This window comes from Pseudomonas fluorescens (assembly GCF_900215245.1).
Lineage (GTDB): Bacteria > Pseudomonadota > Gammaproteobacteria > Pseudomonadales > Pseudomonadaceae > Aquipseudomonas > Aquipseudomonas fluorescens.
In genome coordinates this window covers 2,805,346-2,822,146 of record NZ_LT907842.1, presented here as the reverse complement: position 1 = coordinate 2,822,146, position 16,801 = coordinate 2,805,346, and the positions used below count along the sequence as shown (strand labels likewise).

Here is a 16,801-nt window from a genome sequence, read left to right as displayed (position 1 = left end):
CCCACCAACTGATCGCCGCTGGCGATCAGCGCGGCAAAGCGTTTATCGAGCGCCTGCAGATCGGCCTCTACGGACGCCGTCGAAACCCCCATGCGCACTTTGCCGATCTCAACGCCGTTGGGGCTGATGGAGGCCTCTACGTAGTAAACGGCAGGATCAGCCTTGGCGGCGTCCAGCACCTTATCCAGGGCGCGGTCGCCCTGCCCTTTCGCCAGCAGTTCCTGGTTGATCGGGTTGTCACGGTTGAGATAACGGGTCAGATGCTCACCGGCCGCGTCGTCGTAGACCACGAACAGTACGTTGGGATTGCGCTGGGCACGCCGGGCAAACTCCGACAAGGTCGGCACGTCGCTGTCCCACATGGCGCGCGGCGCCACCGAGGCCAGCAGTTGCGCCATATCATTGGCGGAGTCTTGCAGGTCTTTTTCCAGGGTCGCACGTAATTGCTTCTGCTCTTCCTGCAGTCGCGTGGAAAGCCCTGCGGTCAGACGCTGGCGGGTACTGGAAGACAGGCTGTCCAGACTCGAGGTGACTTCCTTGCCGGCTTGCGCCAGTTCACCGGAAAGTTTCTGGCTGTCGACACCCAAGCGATTGCCCAAATCAGCTTCCAATGCAGTGACCGTGCTCCTCGTCAGAGCGACAGCCACCAGCACTTGCACCAAAAGAGCGATACCGAGGGTAACGAACACCGGCCGCAACAGCCGGCTTTGTAACAATGAGAGAACGGCAGACACTGGAAATCCCTCCACCACGGGTGCCATTAATTTGATAGCACCGCGAAAGAGAGAACCATAGCAAGGGTCGTGCCGTTTGCCTGGCGCCAATAAAAAAGGGCTCCCGAAGGAGCCCTTTACTTTTTACATCAACAGCTTATTAAGCGAACGGGTGACGCAGAACGATGGTCTCGTTGCGGTCCGGGCCCGTCGAAATAATGTCAATCGGCGCGCCGATCAGTTCTTCAACGCGTTTGATGTAAGCACGCGCGTTGGCTGGCAGTTCTTCCAGGGTTTTGGCGCCCACGGTCGATTCGGTCCAACCCGGCACTTCTTCGTACACAGGCTGCAGGCCTACGTAGCTGTCAGCGTCGGTCGGAGCAACGTCCTTGCCTTCTGCGTCTTTGTAGCCGACGCAGATGTTGATGGCTTCCAGACCGTCGAGCACGTCCAGCTTGGTCAGGCAGATGCCCGAAATGCTGTTCACATCGATTGCGCGACGCAGGATAACGGCGTCAAACCAACCACAACGACGGGCACGGCCAGTGGTCGCGCCAAACTCGTGACCTTGCTTGGCCAGGTGCGCACCGACTTCGTCGAACAGCTCGGTCGGGAACGGACCCGAACCTACGCGAGTGGTGTAAGCCTTGGTGATGCCCAGGATGTAGTCCAGGAACATAGGACCAACGCCCGAACCAGTAGCAACGCCACCGGCGGTGGTGTTGGAGCTGGTCACGTACGGGTAGGTGCCGTGGTCGATGTCGAGCAACGAACCTTGGGCGCCTTCGAACATGATGTCTTTGCCGGCGCGACGCAGGTCGTGCAGCTCGGCAGTCACGTCCAGCATCAGCGGCTTGAGCAGCTCGGCGTATTCCTTGCACTCGGCCAGGGTGGTTTCGAAGTCGATGGCCGGCTCTTTGTAGTAACCAACCAACATGAAGTTGTGGTATTCCACCAGTTCACGCAGCTTGTCTGCAAAACGCGGCATGTTCAGCAGGTCGCCCACACGCAGGCCACGACGCGCCACTTTGTCTTCGTACGCAGGGCCGATGCCGCGACCGGTGGTGCCGATCTTCAGCTCGCCACGGGCCTTTTCACGGGCCTGGTCCAGCGCTACGTGGAAGGACAGGATCAGCGGGCAGGACGGGCTGATACGCAGGCGCTCACGCACCGGTACGCCTTTCTCTTCCAGCTTGGTGATTTCACGCAGCAGGGCGTCAGGTGCAACCACCACGCCGTTACCGATCAGGCACTGCACGCCTTCGCGCAGGACGCCCGACGGAATCAGGTGCAAGACGGTTTTTTCGCCATCGATGACCAGGGTGTGGCCAGCATTGTGGCCACCTTGGTAGCGCACTACGGCGGCAGCATGTTCGGTCAGCAGATCAACGATCTTGCCTTTGCCCTCATCACCCCATTGGGTGCCCAGGACTACGACATTCTTACCCATAACACTTGTCCTCATTCGCGCAAACTTGGTGCCGGCGATGGCCGGCAGGAAAACTCAAGAAGCCAGTGGCGATACTTGCCAAAGCCCGTTCTGCAGAATCAATTGCCGGTCGCAGTCCGCTTCACGGGCGGCGGCCAATGGCTGCCCAGGCAAAGCCTGGACAACACGCTGACCCTCACTGCGCAACTGGCAAACCTGCTGCCAGAGTGCTGCGTCCGTACTGTCGGGCATCCAGATGCCACCAGACGGCAGCTCGACCTCAGCACGCCCCAGGGTCACCAGGGTTTTCAAATCGGTGGAAAAGCCAGTCGCCGGACGTGCACGACCGAAGTCGGCGCCGATATCGTCATAACGACCGCCTTGGGCGATGGCCTGGCCAACACCCGGCACAAACACTGCGAACACCACACCGGTGTGGTAGTGGTAGCCGCGCAACTCACCCAGGTCAAAATACAGCGGCAACTGCGGGAACCGCGCCGACAAGCGCTCGGCAATCGCCAGCACGTCATCCAGCGCCGCCAGCACTGGCGCCGGCGCATTGGCCAGGCGCTCACGTGCAGCCACCAGCACTTCACGGCCACCACACAGATCAACCAGCGCGCGCAGCATGCCGGCGAGGTCAGCAGGCACACCCTCGGTGAGGGCAACCACTTCATCGATAGCCTTGCGTTGCAGGGCATCGAACAACTGCTGCTCAACTTCACCTGACAAGCCGGCCGCACGGGCCAGGCCACGGTAGATACCGACGTGACCCAGGTCCATGTGCACATCCGGCACATCCGCCAGTTGCAGCATGGCCAACATCAAGCTGATCACTTCAACGTCGCTGCTCGGGCTGGCATCACCGTACAACTCGGCGCCCAGCTGAATCGGGCTACGGGAAGACGACAAGGCTCGCGGCTGCGCGTGCAGCACGCTGCCGGCGTAGCACAGACGGCTTGGGCCTTCGCGGCGCAGGGTATGTGCATCAATACGCGCCACTTGCGGCGTGATGTCAGCCCGGAAGCCCATTTGCCGACCCGATTGCGGGTCAATGACCTTAAAGGTGCGCAGATCCAGGTCCTGGCCCGCGCCGGTCAGCAGGGATTCCAGGTACTCAATATGGGGAGTCACGACAAACTCGTAACCCCAGCTCTGGAACAGATCCAACACCTGGCGACGCGCTACTTCAATGCGCGCAGCTTCTGGTGGCAGTACTTCTTCGATGCCATCTGGCAGCAGCCAGCGGTCTACCGTTGCCATTACGCCATTCCCCTATGATCCGGGCGGCCAGCCCTCGGCCGAGCCTTGAGTGAAGCAGAAAATACCCGGCGCCTGCATAAACAACGCGCAAGAACGACGTGACGAACGGCCTGCAAACGGCCTCGTCGGGCACTTTCCTCGAAAAACCTGTGGCGTCTGCGCAACCAGCAACAATCAAACATGCAGACGCAAAAAAGCCGGGAATTTCCCGGCTGCCGCATCATACACCCGTTTTCTGAAAGGATCACCCCGCCAGGCGTTTTAGCCGCCCGACGGAGTGCTTCCTACAGAGTCACAGGCTGATTACTTGGACTTTTCCAGGTAGCGGAAGAAGTCGCTGCTTGGGTCCAGCACCATGACGTCGGTTTTGTTCGCGAAGCTTTCACGGTAGGCGCGCAGGCTGCGATAGAACGCATAAAACTCCTGATCCTGGCCGTACGCCTTGGCGTAGATCGCCGCGGCTTGAGCGTCACCATCACCACGGGCCTCTTCAGACTCGCGATAGGCTTCCGCCAGCAGTACACGACGCTGACGGTCGGCATCCGCACGGATACCTTCAGCCAACTCGTTACCCTTGGCGCGATGCTCACGGGCTTCACGCTCACGCTCGGTGCTCATACGCTCGAACACGCTGCGGTTCACTTCCTTCGGCAGGTCGATCGCCTTGACGCGAACATCGACCACTTCGATGCCCAGCTCTTTCTCAGCCATAGCGTTCAACGAGCGTGTGATGTCAGCCATCAGCGCATCACGTTCACCGGATACCACCTCGTGCAGGGTGCGTTTACCAAACTGGTCACGCAGGCCCGATTCCAGACGGCGCGACAAGCGCTCGTCGGCGATCTGCTTGAGGCCGGAAGTCGCCGTGTAGAAACGCTCGGCATCCTTGACGCGCCACTTGGCGTAGGCGTCAACCATCACGGCTTTCTTTTCCAGGGTCAGGAAGCGCTGTGTCGGTGCATCCAGGGTCATCAGGCGGCCATCAAACTTGCGCACCTGGTTCACGTAGGGGACTTTCACATGCAGGCCCGGCTGGACATCCGCCTGGACCACACGACCGAATTGCAGCAACACCGCGCGCTCGGTCTGAGACACGATGTAGAAGCAGTTCCAGGCAGCGATGACCACGACGACGCCCACAATCAGGGCGGTCAGCGATTTATTGCTCATCAACGACTCTCCCTGGTACGTGTTTGCTGTTGCAGCAAGTCAGCGGCCGCACGGGCGCTCGCTTCGTTGGCAGCAGCGTTCGAACCGGTGGACGGCGCGCTGGTGCTGCTACGACCACCTTCGATCATCTTGTCCAGCGGCAGGTACAGCAGGTTGTTCTGCCCACCTTTGCTGCCGGTCACGAGAACCTTGCTGGTGTTGCTGAAAACTTCCTGCATGGTGTCCAGGTACAGACGCTCACGCGTGACTTCCGGCGCCTTGCGGTACTCGGCGACCAGCTTGGTAAAGCGATCCGCCTCACCCTTGGCACGCGAAACCACTTCATCGCGGTAACCGTTTGCATCCTCAAGGATACGCTGGGCCTGACCACGCGCTTCCGGCACGACGCCGTTGGCATAGGTTTCAGCCTGGTTACGCGAACGCTGCTCGTCTTCACGGGCGCGGATCACGTCGTCAAAGGCTTCCTGTACTTCGCGCGGTGCAGCTGCGCTTTGTACGTTCACCTGGGTGACCGTGATACCGGTGCGATAGGTATCGAGGAAGCGTTGCAGACGCTCCTTGATTTCGCTGGCCATCAACTCACGACCTTCGGTCAGCACCTGGTCCATGGCGGTGGAACCCACCACGTGGCGCAGGGCGCTTTCGGTTGCGTGTTGCAGGCTGATTTCAGGCTGATCAACGTTCAGCACGAAGTCCTGCAGGTTGCTGATCTTGTACTGCACGGTCAGCGGCACTTCGACGATGTTCTCGTCTTCGGTCAGCATCTGGCCCTGCTTGGTGTAGGCACGCTCACGCGTGACGTTCTCCATGTACTTCTTGTCGATCGGCGGGAAATAGATGTTCAGGCCTGGCCCGACCGTCTCGTAGTACTTGCCGAAGCGCAGCACCACGGCTTGCTCCTGCTCGTCCACCACGTACACGGCGCTGTACAGCCAGACGGCAGCCAGCACGACAAGACCCAGGCCCAGCAGGCCATAGCCGCCGCCCTTGCTTGTACGACCGCCTTCGTCACCACCGCGTTTTTTTCCACCACCGAACAACCCATTCAGGCTTTCCTGCAGCTTTCGGAAGGCCTCGTCGAGATCTGGTGGCCCCTTGCGGTCGCCATTATTGCGGCGCTTACCACCCCAAGGATCCTGATTATTCGAGTTGCCACCCGGCTCATTCCAAGCCATAGCGCTCTCCATCTGATAAAGCAAAGACGCACCCACGGCGCGCCGACCAATGCTACAGAATGCCTGCTACTGCGGCACAACCGCTTTAGGAGGCTTTTATTGCAAAGTGTGTTGTTCGATGAACTCGGCCGGTACCACACCTTCACGACTGACCAGCCGATTCAGCTCCGAACGCGGCAATCGAACGGCCAGCAAGCTGACACCTTCTTCGTCGTATTCTTCTTTCTGTACCGCGCCCAACTCAAAAAACTGTGCACGCAGTCGAGCAAAACGCTGAGGCAAGCGCAAGGTGCCGACAAACAAATCGCTGCCCAGCAACTCGGCAATGGCCTGTTCGAGCAACTCCAGGCCACTGCCATCGCGCGCCGACAACCATACCCGCTGGGGCTTGCCGTTCTCATCGCGCTGGATTTGTGGCTCAACGCCTTCAAGCAAATCGAGTTTGTTATAGACCTCGAGGATCGGCAAGTCCTGTGCACCAATCTCGCCCAGCACCACCATCACCTGCTCAATCTGCAACATGCGATCCGGTTCGGCCGCATCGATCACGTGCAGCAGCAAATCGGAGTTGCTCGACTCTTCGAGCGTAGACCGAAACGCCTCAACCAGCTTGTGGGGCAAGTGACGAATGAAACCCACGGTGTCGGCCAGGACAATCGGCCCCAGGTCGTCCAGTTCCAGACGGCGCAAGGTCGGATCAAGCGTGGCGAAGAGTTGGTCGGTCGCGTACACGTCCGATTTCGTCACGTTATTGAACAGTGTGGATTTGCCGGCGTTGGTATAGCCCACCAGGGAAACGGTAGGGATATCCGCACGCATCCGGCCGCGTCGCGACTGCTCGCGCTGGCTACGGACCTTTTCCAGGCGCCCCTTGATCTGGCGCAGGCGCACCCGCAGCAGACGGCGGTCGGTTTCCAACTGGGTTTCACCCGGGCCACGCATGCCGATACCGCCACCTTGACGCTCAAGGTGAGTCCAGCCACGAACCAGGCGGGTGCTCATGTGGTCAAGCTGGGCCAGTTCTACCTGGAGCTTGCCTTCATGGGTACGGGCGCGCTGGGCGAAAATATCGAGAATCAGACCGGTGCGGTCGATCACGCGACACTCGAAAACACGTTCGAGGTTACGTTCCTGACTGGGCGTGAGGGTGTGATTGAAGATCACCAGATCGGCTTCTTCAGCATGGACCAGATCGCGTAGTTCCTCGACCTTGCCGCTGCCGATCAGGTATTTGGCGGTTGGCCGATGACGCGGTACGTTAAAAAACGCAACGGTCTCGGCGCCGGCCGAATTTGCCAACTCCTGAAACTCCTGCGGATCTTCGCGCGCCTCAGGGTCCTGTCCATCCAAGTGAACGAGGATTACTCGCTCACCACCACCGTGGCGCTCAAAGAACAAAGGAGACTCCTATCAGGCGTTACCTGGCTCAGCGTCACCCTGTTCGTCACCCGCTGCGCTAGGCAGACGGATAGGACGGACTGGAACGACTGTCGAGATAGCGTGCTTGTAAACCATCTGGCTGACGGTGTTTTTCAGCAGGATCACGAACTGGTCGAACGACTCGATCGTGCCTTGCAACTTGATACCGTTGACCAGATAGATGGAAACCCCAACTTTCTCTTTACGTAAAGTATTCAAGTAAGGGTCTTGTAGCGAATGCCCTTTTGACATGTGCCGCACTCCTTTAAGGATCAATAATAAAATTCGGAAAATAGATAGCTTATGGCCGTCACACCCCCAAGGATAGACGGCAATTGCAAGGACTCAGCTCAATATGGAGACCGTTCCCAAGTATTTCAAGGCGCGTGACAGATTGTCGCTGTCCAGGCTGTCCAACCAGTGCAAATCGCTCCAGCTGCGCAGCCAGGTGAACTGGCGCTTCGCCAATTGGCGCGTGGCAATGATGCCGCGCTCCTGCATTTCGGCTGACGTCAGCTTGCCGTCCAGATGATCCCAGACTTGGCGATAGCCAACAGCACGTATCGAAGGCAACCCAGCATGCAGATCGCCTCTTGAACGCAGTGCTACGACCTCGTCCACAAACCCCTGTTCCAACATAATTGTGAATCTTTGTGCAATTCGTTCATGCAGCACCTGGCGATTTGCCGGAGCAATGGCCAGATTCGCCACAGTATAGGGCAATTGTGACTGTCCAGATGCGCCTGCTTCAGCACTTTGCGCAGTTTGTTTCAGCCTATGTTCAGTCATGGTCTGGCCGCTCACACGCCAGACTTCCAGGGCCCGGGTGAGGCGCTGGGGGTCGTTGGGATGAATGCGCGCGGCGGACACCGGATCAACCGCTGCCAATTGGTCGTGCAGGGCCTGCCAGCCAAGGCGTGCAGCGGCTTCCTCGAGCTCGGCACGCACCTGTGCGTCGGCGGGCGGCATATCCGCCAGGCCTTCCTGCAAAGCCTTGTAATAGAGCATCGTACCGCCCACCAGCAGCGGAATATTGCCCCGCGCAGTGATTTCAGCCATGGCGGCCAGGGCATCGGTACGGAAATCCGCTGCGGAATAGCTCTCGGACGGGTCGATGATATCGATCAGCCTGTGCGGATGCTCGGCCAACAGCGCTTTGGACGGTTTGGCAGTGCCAATGTCCATGTCCCGGTAAACCAGTGCAGAGTCGACACTGATCAGCTCGCACGGCAGCACCTTGGTCAGCTCGATAGCCAGGTCGGTCTTGCCGGCAGCCGTAGGGCCCATCAGGAAGATGGCAGGGGGCAAGGCGCTCATCAACGGCCGCGCAAGAACAGTTTGTCCAGATCGTCCAGGCCCATCTGGGTCCAGGTCGGTCGGCCATGGTTGCATTGGCCGCTGCGCTCGGTGTTTTCCATGTCGCGCAGCAGACCGTTCATTTCCGGCAGGGCCAGGCGGCGGTTGGCGCGGATCGCACCATGACAGGCCATGGTACCGAGCAGTTCGTTGATATGTGCCTGGATGCGGTCGCTGGTGCCATATTCCATCAGGTCAGCCAGCACATCGGCGACCAAACGGTTGGCCTCAGCCTGCTTGAGCAGCGCGGGAATCTGGCGGATCGCCAACGTTTCCGGGCCGAGGCGCTGCAATTCGAAGCCCAGTTTCTGAAACACGCTGTGGTGCTCTTCGGCGCAGTCGGCCTCGCGCTGGCTGACTGCCAGGGATTCTGGCACCAACAAGGGCTGGCCGCTGAGGCCTTCACTGGCCATGGCGATCTTCAGGCGCTCGTACATGATTCGCTCATGGGCGGCGTGCATGTCCACCAGCACCAGGCCGTGGGCGTTTTCCGCCAAGATGTAGATGCCCTTGAGCTGGGCCAGCGCATAGCCCAGCGGCGGAATATCACCACCGCCCTCCGGCAACGCGACAGCGCCCGGCTCAGCGCCCGGCAGCGGCGCAAAGAACTCGCGATAGGCCGCCTGGGCCTCGGCTACCGGCACCGTCGACTGCGGACGCGGCGTGTATTGATACTGATAACCGGCGCCCGACCCGGCGCCCGGCGCTGTAAAAGCTGGCGCCGGCGGCGTCGATTGCAGCAAGTTGGCCGCCAGGCTCATTTCACCCTGAGGCCCGAATTCACCGGCTTCCGGCCCGCTAGGTCGCACCACCGCCGTCACAATCGGCGCCGACAGCTGGTCATCCGGGCGCACATCGCCCAGGGCGCGGTGCAAGGTGCCGTACAGGAAGTCATGCACCATGCGCCCGTCGCGGAAGCGCACTTCGTGTTTGGTCGGGTGCACGTTGACGTCGACCACCGAGGGGTCGACCTCAAAGAACAGTACAAACGTCGGATGGCGACCATTGAACAACACGTCGCGATACGCCTGGCGCACCGCGTGGGCCACCAGCTTGTCGCGTACCGCACGGCCATTCACAAAGAAATACTGCAAGTCCGCCTGGCTACGGGAGAAGGTCGGCAAGCCAACCCAACCCCACAGCCGCAAGCCGTTGCGTTCGATTTCAATCGGCAGCGCCTGTTCCAGGAAACCCGCGCCGCACACCGCAGCCACTCGCCGAGCGCGCGCGGCGTCGTCATTGGCTTCGTGCAGACTGAGGATGGTCTTGCCGTTGTGGCGCAAATGGAACGCAACGTCGAAGCGCGCCAGTGCCAGACGCTTGATGACTTCTTGCAGGTGATCGAATTCGGTTTTTTCAGCCTTGAGGAATTTGCGTCGCGCCGGGGTGTTGAAGAACAGGTCGCGCACCTCCACCGACGTCCCCACCGGGTGCGCCGCCGGCTGGACCCGAGGCGCCATGTCGCGGCCTTCGGTTTCCACCTGCCACGCCTGCTCGGCGTTGCGCGTACGGGAAGTCAGGGTCAGGCGCGCCACGGAGCTGATGGACGCCAATGCCTCACCGCGAAAGCCCAGGCTCATCACTCGCTCAAGGTCTTCTAGGTCGCGAATCTTGCTGGTGGCGTGACGGGCCAAGGCCAGCGGCAGGTCATCCGAAGAGATGCCACTGCCGTCGTCGCGCACCCGCAGCAGCTTGACGCCGCCCTGCTCCACGTCGACATCAATGCGCCGGGCACCCGAGTCGATACTGTTTTCCAGCAACTCCTTGATCACCGACGCCGGGCGCTCAACCACCTCGCCCGCGGCAATCTGGTTGGCAAGGCGCGGGCTGAGCAGCTCAATACGTGAACCGCTGGTCAACACTGATTCGCTCATTACTGCGCCGCCAATTCAGTGCCAGGAATGGTCAATACCTGGCCGACTTTCAGCTCATCGGTTTTCAGGTTATTGGCGCTGCGCAAGGTCGCGGCCGAAACCTGGAAACGCACGGCGAGCATGGCCAGCGTGTCACCCGGCTGCACGCGATGGTCTCGCGGGCCCTGGGCGATTTTCCCGGAGTCACGCAGCCAGGCGATGTAGCTGCCAGGTGGCGGGTTCTGCTGGAAGAACTGACGAATACCCGCGCTGATCGAGCGAGCCAGGGCCTGTTGGTGGCCCGAACTGGCCAACTTGGAGGCTTCGTTGGCGTTGGAGATAAACCCGGTTTCCACCAGGATCGATGGAATGTCCGGCGACTTCAACACCATGAACCCGGCCTGCTCCACGCGCTGTTTGTGCAGCGAGGTCACGCGACCAATATTGCTCAGCACCTTTTGGCCGACGTTCAAGCTGGACGTCAGCGAAGCGGTCATCGACAGGTCGAGCAGCACGCCGGCGAGCATTTTATCCTTGTCATCGAGGGACACGTTACCGGCACCGCCGATCAAGTCGGAACGGTTTTCACTGTCGGCCAGCCACCGTGCGGTTTCGGACGTAGCGCCGCGGTCCGACAGGGCAAACACCGAGGCGCCAAAGGCGGCGGCCGAAGGTGCGGCGTCGGCATGGATCGACACAAACAGGTCTGCGCCCTTCTTGCGGGCGATTTCAGTACGGCCGCGCAACGGAATGAAGTAGTCGCCGGTACGGGTCAACTCGGCGCGATAGCCTTTCATGCCATTGACCTGACGCTGCAATTCACGAGCGATGGCCAGTACCACGTCTTTTTCGTGCTGCCCGCGCGAGCCGGAAGCACCCGGGTCTTCACCGCCGTGGCCGGCGTCGATCACCACGATAATGTCGCGCTTGCCCGCAGGCGCAGGCGGCGGCGGTGGCAGCTTGACCTGTGGTTGCGACGGGTTGACGGGCACTGCCGGCACGGTCGCAACACTTGGCGTTGGTGCCGGCGGCGGCGCGGCATCGGCGGCGTTGTCGAACAGGTCGACCACCAGCCGGTTACCGTATTGGGCGTTTGGCGCCAGCACAAAACTTTTCGGGGTCACGGCCTTTTTCAGGTCGATGACCACCCGCAGATCGGTCGGCGTACGCTGAGCCGAGCGCATCGACGTAATCGGCGTGTTGGCAGTGGAGACTTTCAGCGGCGCGGCCAGGGTCGCACCATTGATGTCGATCACCAGGCGATCGGGCGCCGTCAGGGTAAAGACGCTGTGCTGGACCGGGCCAGACAGGTCAAACACCAGTCGCGTGTTATCCGGCGCTCGCCACAGGCGCACACTTTTCACCTGTGAAGCAGCCAGAGCATTGAAAGTCATTGCCGCAAGCAACACCCCTACGACAGCAACCATCGCGCGAAAGCGCATACCAAACCCCACCAATTTTATTTGAATTCCAATGCCAGAGCAGCGCACCACGACTCACCGCGCGCACTCTGGGGCAACAACTTCAGCTGACGTCCGTGGTCATGCGGCGTAATGGTAATGGTCAGGTCCGGCTTTGGCAAAAAGCCTGTGCCTTTATCTGGCCACTCGATCAGGCACAACGCATCTTCGTCAAAATAATCACGGATGCCCATGTACTCCAGTTCTTCAGGATCTACCAGGCGATAGAGGTCGAAGTGGAAGGCGCGAACATCACCGATCTCATAGGGTTCGACCAAAGTGAACGTAGGGCTTTTTACTGCCCCGGCGTGTCCCAACCCACGAATAATCCCACGAGACAGTGTGGTTTTTCCGGCCCCCAAGTCGCCCTCCAGGAAGATCAACCCGGCACCGGCCGTCACGTGGGCAATGCGATTCCCGAACGCGACCATGGCATCTTCATCTGCCAGGAAAAGGGTTACTTCAGACACGGCGACTGCTCCTCCAGCAATTGACGAATGGCAGGTATCAGGTCACTGGCAGCCAAGCCGCGACCATAGGTGCCCTGGCGATCCCCCGCTGTGGCGTGCAACCACACGGCCAGGCAGCTGGCTTCATAAGCCGGCATGCCCTGGGCAAGTAAGGCGCCCACCACACCACTCAGGACGTCACCCAAACCGGCGGTGGCCATCGCCGGGTGGCCTTGATCACAGCGTGAAACGCGGCCGTCCGGGCTAGCAATCAAACTGCCAGCACCCTTGAGAATAGTCACTGCATTGAATTTCTGGCTCAACGCGCGCGCCACCTTAAGGCGATCAGCCTGAACCTCGACTGTCGTGATGCCCATCAACCGAGCCGCCTCGCCAGGGTGTGGGGTAATCACGCTGTTGGCTGGAAGGCTTACGCCGCCCGTGGCCAACTGATTCAACGCATCGGCATCCCAGACTTGCGGCTGCTGGGCATTAGCAGCGACGGACAACAGGCTTTTACCCCAGGACGCCGCGCCCAGACCGGGGCCGATGACAATGACTGAGATTTTTTCCAGCAACCCCATCAACTGGTTGGCCGAACTCACGCCGACGGTCATGACTTCCGGCAAGCGCGCCAGTGCCGCCGGCACGTGTTCAGGCCGGGTCGCCAGGGACACCATGCCCGCGCCACTGCGCAGGGCGCTTTCGGCACTCAACAGTGCCGCACCGCCAAAGCCTCGGTCGCCGCCGATGACCAGCAGGTGGCCGAATTGGCCTTTATGGGCGTCCGGGGCGCGCGCAGCGAGTTGCGGCAAATGGCCGTGCAACAGCGGCTGTACGTCGGTTATTGCGTGTTTTGTCTGCGGCATGCGTCTTCAAGCTCCGATGTCTGGCAGAATTATACCTATCTAACCTGCGGTTTCCCTTGTCTCATGCCTGCCATCACCACCGATCTGCCCGCCCTCGCCCAATCGATCAAAGACTGGGGCCGCGAACTGGGCTTTCAACAAGTCGGCATCAGCGGCCTGGACCTGGCCGAGCATGAACAGCACCTGCAACGCTGGCTCGACGCGGGTTACCACGGCGAGATGGAATACATGGGCGCCCATGGCAGCAAACGCTCCCATCCCGATCAACTGGTGCCGGGCACTCTGCGCGTGGTGTCGCTGCGCATGGATTATCTGCCAGGCGATACCCAAATGGCGCAACTGCTGGCAAAGCCAGAGAAAGCCTACATATCCCGTTACGCCCTCGGCCGCGATTACCACAAGCTGATCCGCAAACGCGTGCAGCAACTGGCCGACCGCATTCAGGCACAGATCGGCCCGTTCGGCTTTCGCGCGTTTGTCGACAGCGCGCCCGTGCTGGAAAAAGCCATTGCCGAACAGGCAGGCCTGGGTTGGATCGGCAAAAACACCCTGGTACTCAATCGCAAGGCCGGCAGTTATTTCTTTTTGAGCGAACTGTTTGTCGATTTGCCCCTGCCGGTTGACGCCCCTCACACCAGCGAGCACTGCGGCCGCTGCACGGCCTGCCTGGACATCTGCCCCACTAATGCCTTCGTCGGCCCCTACGTACTGGACGCACGACGCTGCATTTCCTACCTGACCATCGAGCTCAAGAGCGCAATCCCGGAAGACCTGCGCCCACTGATCGGCAATCGCGTGTTCGGCTGCGATGACTGTCAGATCGTTTGCCCGTGGAATCGTTTCGCCCGCGCTACCGATGAGGGCGATTTCAAGCCCCGGCATAACCTGGATAACGCAGAACTGGCCGAACTGTTTATGTGGGACGAGGATAAATTCCTCACCAGCACTGAAGGCTCGCCCCTACGTCGCGCCGGTTATGAGCGCTGGCTGCGCAACCTGGCAGTGGGCCTGGGCAATGCGCCGTCGAGCATTCCCGTGCTCGAAGCCTTGAAGGCGCGCCGCGACTACCCCTCGGACCTGGTGCGCGAGCACGTGGAGTGGGCGCTGAACCAGCACGCTACACGCTAGTGTACGTCGTCGTTGTAGACGAATTTGGGCATTTCCCAGTGAAAACGGATCGCCAGCAGGCGCAATAGAAAGCCGCTGAACAAGGTGAGCAAAATCGCCTGCTCGCTGGGCAGTTCCAGGTACAGGCACAGCATGTAGAACCAGGCGGCAAGGAACGACACGCTGGCATATAGTTCACGACGGAAGATCAGCGGGATGTCGTTGCAGAAGATATCCCGCAGGATACCGCCGAACACCCCGGTAATAACGCCGCTGACCGAAGCCACCAGCATGCCGTGGCCCATTTCCAGTGCAGTCATGCAGCCAATCAGGGTGAAGGCCACCAACCCCACCGCATCGAGTGCCAGGAACAGCGAACGCAGGTGACGCATCAGCGGCGCAATAAAGATCGTCACCAGCGCGGCGATCGAGGTCAGCACCAGGTATTCCGGGTGTTTGACCCAGGTCAGCGGGTAATGCCCCAACAGCACATCACGCACCGAACCGCCGCCCAGCGCCGTGACGCAGGCGATCAGCACCACACCAAACCAGTCCATGCCGCGCCGACCCGCGGACAGGGCGCCGGTCATGGCTTCGGCGGTGATGGCGATGAGGTAGAGCATCAACAACATGATGGCGATCCTTGCAAAGAGGCCGGCAGTCTAATCATTTGCTGATGGCACCAAAAGAGGGCGCTTGGCGAAAGACCGAGGCACGCCCTTCGCGAGCAAGCCCGCGCCCACATTTAACCGCGTCCGTCCATTGGAATGCGGTCGAAGGTGGGAGCGGGCTTGCTCGCGAAGACGCCGGGCCAGGCGCCACAGATTCAAGCCTTGATGAAATGCTTGCGGTAATGCTGCAGCTCGGCGATCGATTCGCGGATATCGTCCAGTGCCAAGTGAGTGCTGCCTTTATGGAAGCTGTCCTTCACTTCCGGCGCCCAGCGTGCCGCCAGCTCTTTCAAGGTGGACACATCCAGGTTGCGGTAGTGGAAGTAGCTTTCCAGCCCCTTCATGTGCGTATAAAGGAAGCGGCGGTCCTGGCAGATGCTGTTGCCGCAGATCGGCGACTTGCCCTTGGGCACCCATTTTTCCAGGAACGCGATGGTTTCGGCTTCCGCTTCAGCCATGCTGATACGGCTGTCGCGTACGCGCTGGGTGAGGCCGGAGTTGCCGTGGGTGCGGGTGTTCCACTCATCCATGGTGGCGAGGACGGCATCGCTGTGATGGATGGCGATCACCGGACCTTCGGCCAAGGTGTTGAGGTTGCTGTCGGTGACAATGGTCGCCATCTCGATGATGACGTCGGTGTCGGGGTTCAGACCGGTCATTTCCAGATCGATCCAAATCAGGTTCTGTGGGTTTTGCATGGCTTGATTCTCTTGGCACCTTAGCGTAGCTGCGCAGTTTAGCAGGCGGGGCCGTGCTAGACTCGCGACCGTTTCACCCAACCTTTGCATTATCGACACGGAACACCAATGGCCAAACGCCAGCTCAATCGTCGCCAAAACTGGCGCATCGAAAAGATTCAAGGTGAGCGCGCTGCTCGCGCCGCCAAACGTGAATCCTCCGCCGTGGAAGCGCTCGAGGGCGGCGACCTGGGCCCCGAACAAACGGGCCTGGTGATCGCGCACTTTGGTGTGCAGGTCGAAGTCGAGGCGCTCGAAGGCGAACTCGCCGGCCAGGTATCCCGTTGCCACCTGCGCGCCAACCTGCCTGCGCTGGTGACCGGCGACAAAGTGGTCTGGCGCGCCGGCAACCAGGGCATCGGCGTTATCGTCGCCCAATTGCCGCGTACCACCGAACTGCGCCGGCCTGACAGCCGCGGCCAGCTCAAGCCGGTGGCGGCCAACGTCGACATGATCGTGATCGTGTTCGCGCCGCTGCCCGAGCCGCATGCCAACCTGATCGACCGCTATTTGGTCGCCGCCGAGCATGCGGGCATTCGCCCGTTGTTGCTGCTGAACAAATTCGACCTGATCGACGAGCAGAACGCCCCGGCGCTCAATGCGTTGCTGGCGGTCTATCGCACCCTGGGTTACCCGGTGCTGGAGGTCTCGGCACATCACGGCAACGGCATGGAACAGCTGCAACAGCAGTTGGACGGACGCATCAGCGTGTTTGTCGGCCAGTCTGGCGTGGGCAAGTCGTCGCTGGTCAACAGCCTGCTGCCGGAAGTCGACACCCGTGTCGGCCCGCTGTCGGAGCTGTCCGGCCAGGGCACTCACACCACCACCACTGCACGGCTGTTCCACTTCCCCGGCGGCGGTGAACTGATCGACTCCCCAGGGATTCGTGAATTCGGCCTCGGCCACGTCAGCCGCAGCGATGTGGAAGCGGGCTTCATCGAGTTCAACGACCTGATCGGCACCTGCCGCTTCCGCGATTGCAAACACGACCGCGAGCCGGGTTGTGCACTGCTCAAGGCCCTGGAAGATGGCCGCGTGCAGCAGCAGCGCATGAACAGCTATCGTTCGATTATTGCGAGTTTGCCTGAGAGCAGTTACTAAACTGCAGAGACAAAAAGGCCGCGATCATC

General features: G+C 60.6%; 15 protein-coding genes. 2 read left to right on the top strand and 13 right to left on the bottom strand.

What is annotated here, in order from left to right; all coding sequences use genetic code 11:
• Positions 1 to 873: 873 nt before the first annotated feature.
• From CPH89_RS13000 to CPH89_RS12950, 11 genes are all read right to left on the bottom strand, one after another.
• On the bottom strand, positions 874 to 2,163 hold the full coding sequence (locus CPH89_RS13000; RefSeq protein ID WP_053254053.1) for an adenylosuccinate synthase: 1,290 nt from the start codon (positions 2,161 to 2,163) through the stop codon (positions 874 to 876).
• 54 nt (positions 2,164 to 2,217) lie between these two features.
• Entirely contained in the window at positions 2,218 to 3,405 is a 1,188-nt protein-coding gene (locus CPH89_RS12995; protein ID WP_053254052.1) for an ATP phosphoribosyltransferase regulatory subunit, read from the bottom strand.
• 303 nt (positions 3,406 to 3,708) lie between these two features.
• On the bottom strand, positions 3,709 to 4,575 hold the full coding sequence (hflC, locus tag CPH89_RS12990; protein WP_053254051.1) for a protease modulator HflC: 867 nt from the start codon (positions 4,573 to 4,575) through the stop codon (positions 3,709 to 3,711).
• Entirely contained in the window at positions 4,575 to 5,750 is a 1,176-nt protein-coding gene (gene hflK / locus CPH89_RS12985; protein ID WP_012721916.1) for an FtsH protease activity modulator HflK, read from the bottom strand. Before hflK ends, hflC begins: the two co-directional genes overlap by 1 nt.
• 96 nt (positions 5,751 to 5,846) lie before the next feature.
• Positions 5,847 to 7,148: a ribosome rescue GTPase HflX gene (gene hflX / locus CPH89_RS12980; protein ID WP_053254050.1), complete on the bottom strand. Its 1,302-nt coding sequence runs from the start codon at positions 7,146 to 7,148 to the stop codon at positions 5,847 to 5,849.
• Between the two features lie 12 nt (positions 7,149 to 7,160).
• Complete coding sequence (gene hfq / locus CPH89_RS12975; RefSeq protein WP_003188059.1) at positions 7,161 to 7,421, bottom strand: RNA chaperone Hfq; 261 nt, start codon at positions 7,419 to 7,421, stop codon at positions 7,161 to 7,163.
• Positions 7,422 to 7,514: 93 nt separating this feature from the next.
• Positions 7,515 to 8,486 carry a tRNA (adenosine(37)-N6)-dimethylallyltransferase MiaA gene (gene miaA, locus CPH89_RS12970; RefSeq protein ID WP_053254049.1) on the bottom strand — a complete coding sequence of 324 codons (972 nt, stop codon included), beginning with the start codon at positions 8,484 to 8,486 and terminating at the stop codon, positions 7,515 to 7,517.
• Positions 8,486 to 10,399 (bottom strand): DNA mismatch repair endonuclease MutL, encoded by a 1,914-nt coding sequence (gene mutL / locus CPH89_RS12965; protein WP_053254048.1) that lies wholly within the window; start codon positions 10,397 to 10,399, stop codon positions 8,486 to 8,488. Before mutL ends, miaA begins: the two co-directional genes overlap by 1 nt.
• Positions 10,399 to 11,820 carry an N-acetylmuramoyl-L-alanine amidase gene (locus tag CPH89_RS12960; RefSeq protein WP_053254047.1) on the bottom strand — a complete coding sequence of 474 codons (1,422 nt, stop codon included), beginning with the start codon at positions 11,818 to 11,820 and terminating at the stop codon, positions 10,399 to 10,401. The genes mutL and CPH89_RS12960 overlap by 1 nt, the downstream gene beginning before the upstream one ends.
• A 17-nt stretch (positions 11,821 to 11,837) precedes the next feature.
• Positions 11,838 to 12,308 carry a tRNA (adenosine(37)-N6)-threonylcarbamoyltransferase complex ATPase subunit type 1 TsaE gene (tsaE, locus tag CPH89_RS12955; protein WP_053254046.1) on the bottom strand — a complete coding sequence of 157 codons (471 nt, stop codon included), beginning with the start codon at positions 12,306 to 12,308 and terminating at the stop codon, positions 11,838 to 11,840.
• Complete coding sequence (locus tag CPH89_RS12950; RefSeq protein ID WP_053254045.1) at positions 12,296 to 13,156, bottom strand: NAD(P)H-hydrate dehydratase; 861 nt, start codon at positions 13,154 to 13,156, stop codon at positions 12,296 to 12,298. The genes tsaE and CPH89_RS12950 overlap by 13 nt, the downstream gene beginning before the upstream one ends.
• Before the next feature lie 63 nt (positions 13,157 to 13,219).
• Here CPH89_RS12950 and queG point away from each other — a divergent pair, with 63 nt between their 5' ends.
• A complete protein-coding gene (gene queG, locus CPH89_RS12945; protein ID WP_053254044.1) occupies positions 13,220 to 14,284 on the top strand; it encodes a tRNA epoxyqueuosine(34) reductase QueG in 1,065 nt (354 codons plus the stop codon).
• Here queG and CPH89_RS12940 read toward each other — a convergent pair.
• Both CPH89_RS12940 and orn read right to left on the bottom strand, forming a co-directional pair.
• The gene (locus CPH89_RS12940) at positions 14,281 to 14,898 is read right to left on the bottom strand and encodes a trimeric intracellular cation channel family protein (RefSeq protein WP_169875734.1); all 618 of its coding nucleotides are present in this window, start codon (positions 14,896 to 14,898) and stop codon (positions 14,281 to 14,283) included. The two genes, queG and CPH89_RS12940, sit on opposite strands and share 4 nt — an antisense overlap.
• 191 nt (positions 14,899 to 15,089) lie before the next feature.
• Entirely contained in the window at positions 15,090 to 15,632 is a 543-nt protein-coding gene (gene orn / locus CPH89_RS12935) for an oligoribonuclease (protein WP_003171343.1), read from the bottom strand.
• Positions 15,633 to 15,740: 108 nt separating this feature from the next.
• On the opposite strand from orn, the gene rsgA reads away from it, so the two are divergent.
• Positions 15,741 to 16,772: a small ribosomal subunit biogenesis GTPase RsgA gene (gene rsgA / locus CPH89_RS12930; RefSeq protein ID WP_032890468.1), complete on the top strand. Its 1,032-nt coding sequence runs from the start codon at positions 15,741 to 15,743 to the stop codon at positions 16,770 to 16,772.
• Positions 16,773 to 16,801 lie beyond the last annotated feature (29 nt).

Coding starts and splice junctions, on each gene's coding strand:
- CPH89_RS12950 (WP_053254045.1), bottom strand. CDS start 13,156: ATGCCGCAGACAAAACACGCAATAACCGACGTACAGCCGCTGTTGCAC.
- rsgA (WP_032890468.1), top strand. CDS start 15,741: ATGGCCAAACGCCAGCTCAATCGTCGCCAAAACTGGCGCATCGAAAAG.
- CPH89_RS12995 (WP_053254052.1), bottom strand. CDS start 3,405: ATGGCAACGGTAGACCGCTGGCTGCTGCCAGATGGCATCGAAGAAGTA.
- miaA (WP_053254049.1), bottom strand. CDS start 8,486: ATGAGCGCCTTGCCCCCTGCCATCTTCCTGATGGGCCCTACGGCTGCC.
- CPH89_RS12960 (WP_053254047.1), bottom strand. CDS start 11,820: ATGCGCTTTCGCGCGATGGTTGCTGTCGTAGGGGTGTTGCTTGCGGCA.
- orn (WP_003171343.1), bottom strand. CDS start 15,632: ATGCAAAACCCACAGAACCTGATTTGGATCGATCTGGAAATGACCGGT.
- CPH89_RS13000 (WP_053254053.1), bottom strand. CDS start 2,163: ATGGGTAAGAATGTCGTAGTCCTGGGCACCCAATGGGGTGATGAGGGC.
- hflK (WP_012721916.1), bottom strand. CDS start 5,750: ATGGCTTGGAATGAGCCGGGTGGCAACTCGAATAATCAGGATCCTTGG.
- mutL (WP_053254048.1), bottom strand. CDS start 10,399: ATGAGCGAATCAGTGTTGACCAGCGGTTCACGTATTGAGCTGCTCAGC.
- queG (WP_053254044.1), top strand. CDS start 13,220: ATGCCTGCCATCACCACCGATCTGCCCGCCCTCGCCCAATCGATCAAA.
- hfq (WP_003188059.1), bottom strand. CDS start 7,421: ATGTCAAAAGGGCATTCGCTACAAGACCCTTACTTGAATACTTTACGT.
- hflC (WP_053254051.1), bottom strand. CDS start 4,575: ATGAGCAATAAATCGCTGACCGCCCTGATTGTGGGCGTCGTCGTGGTC.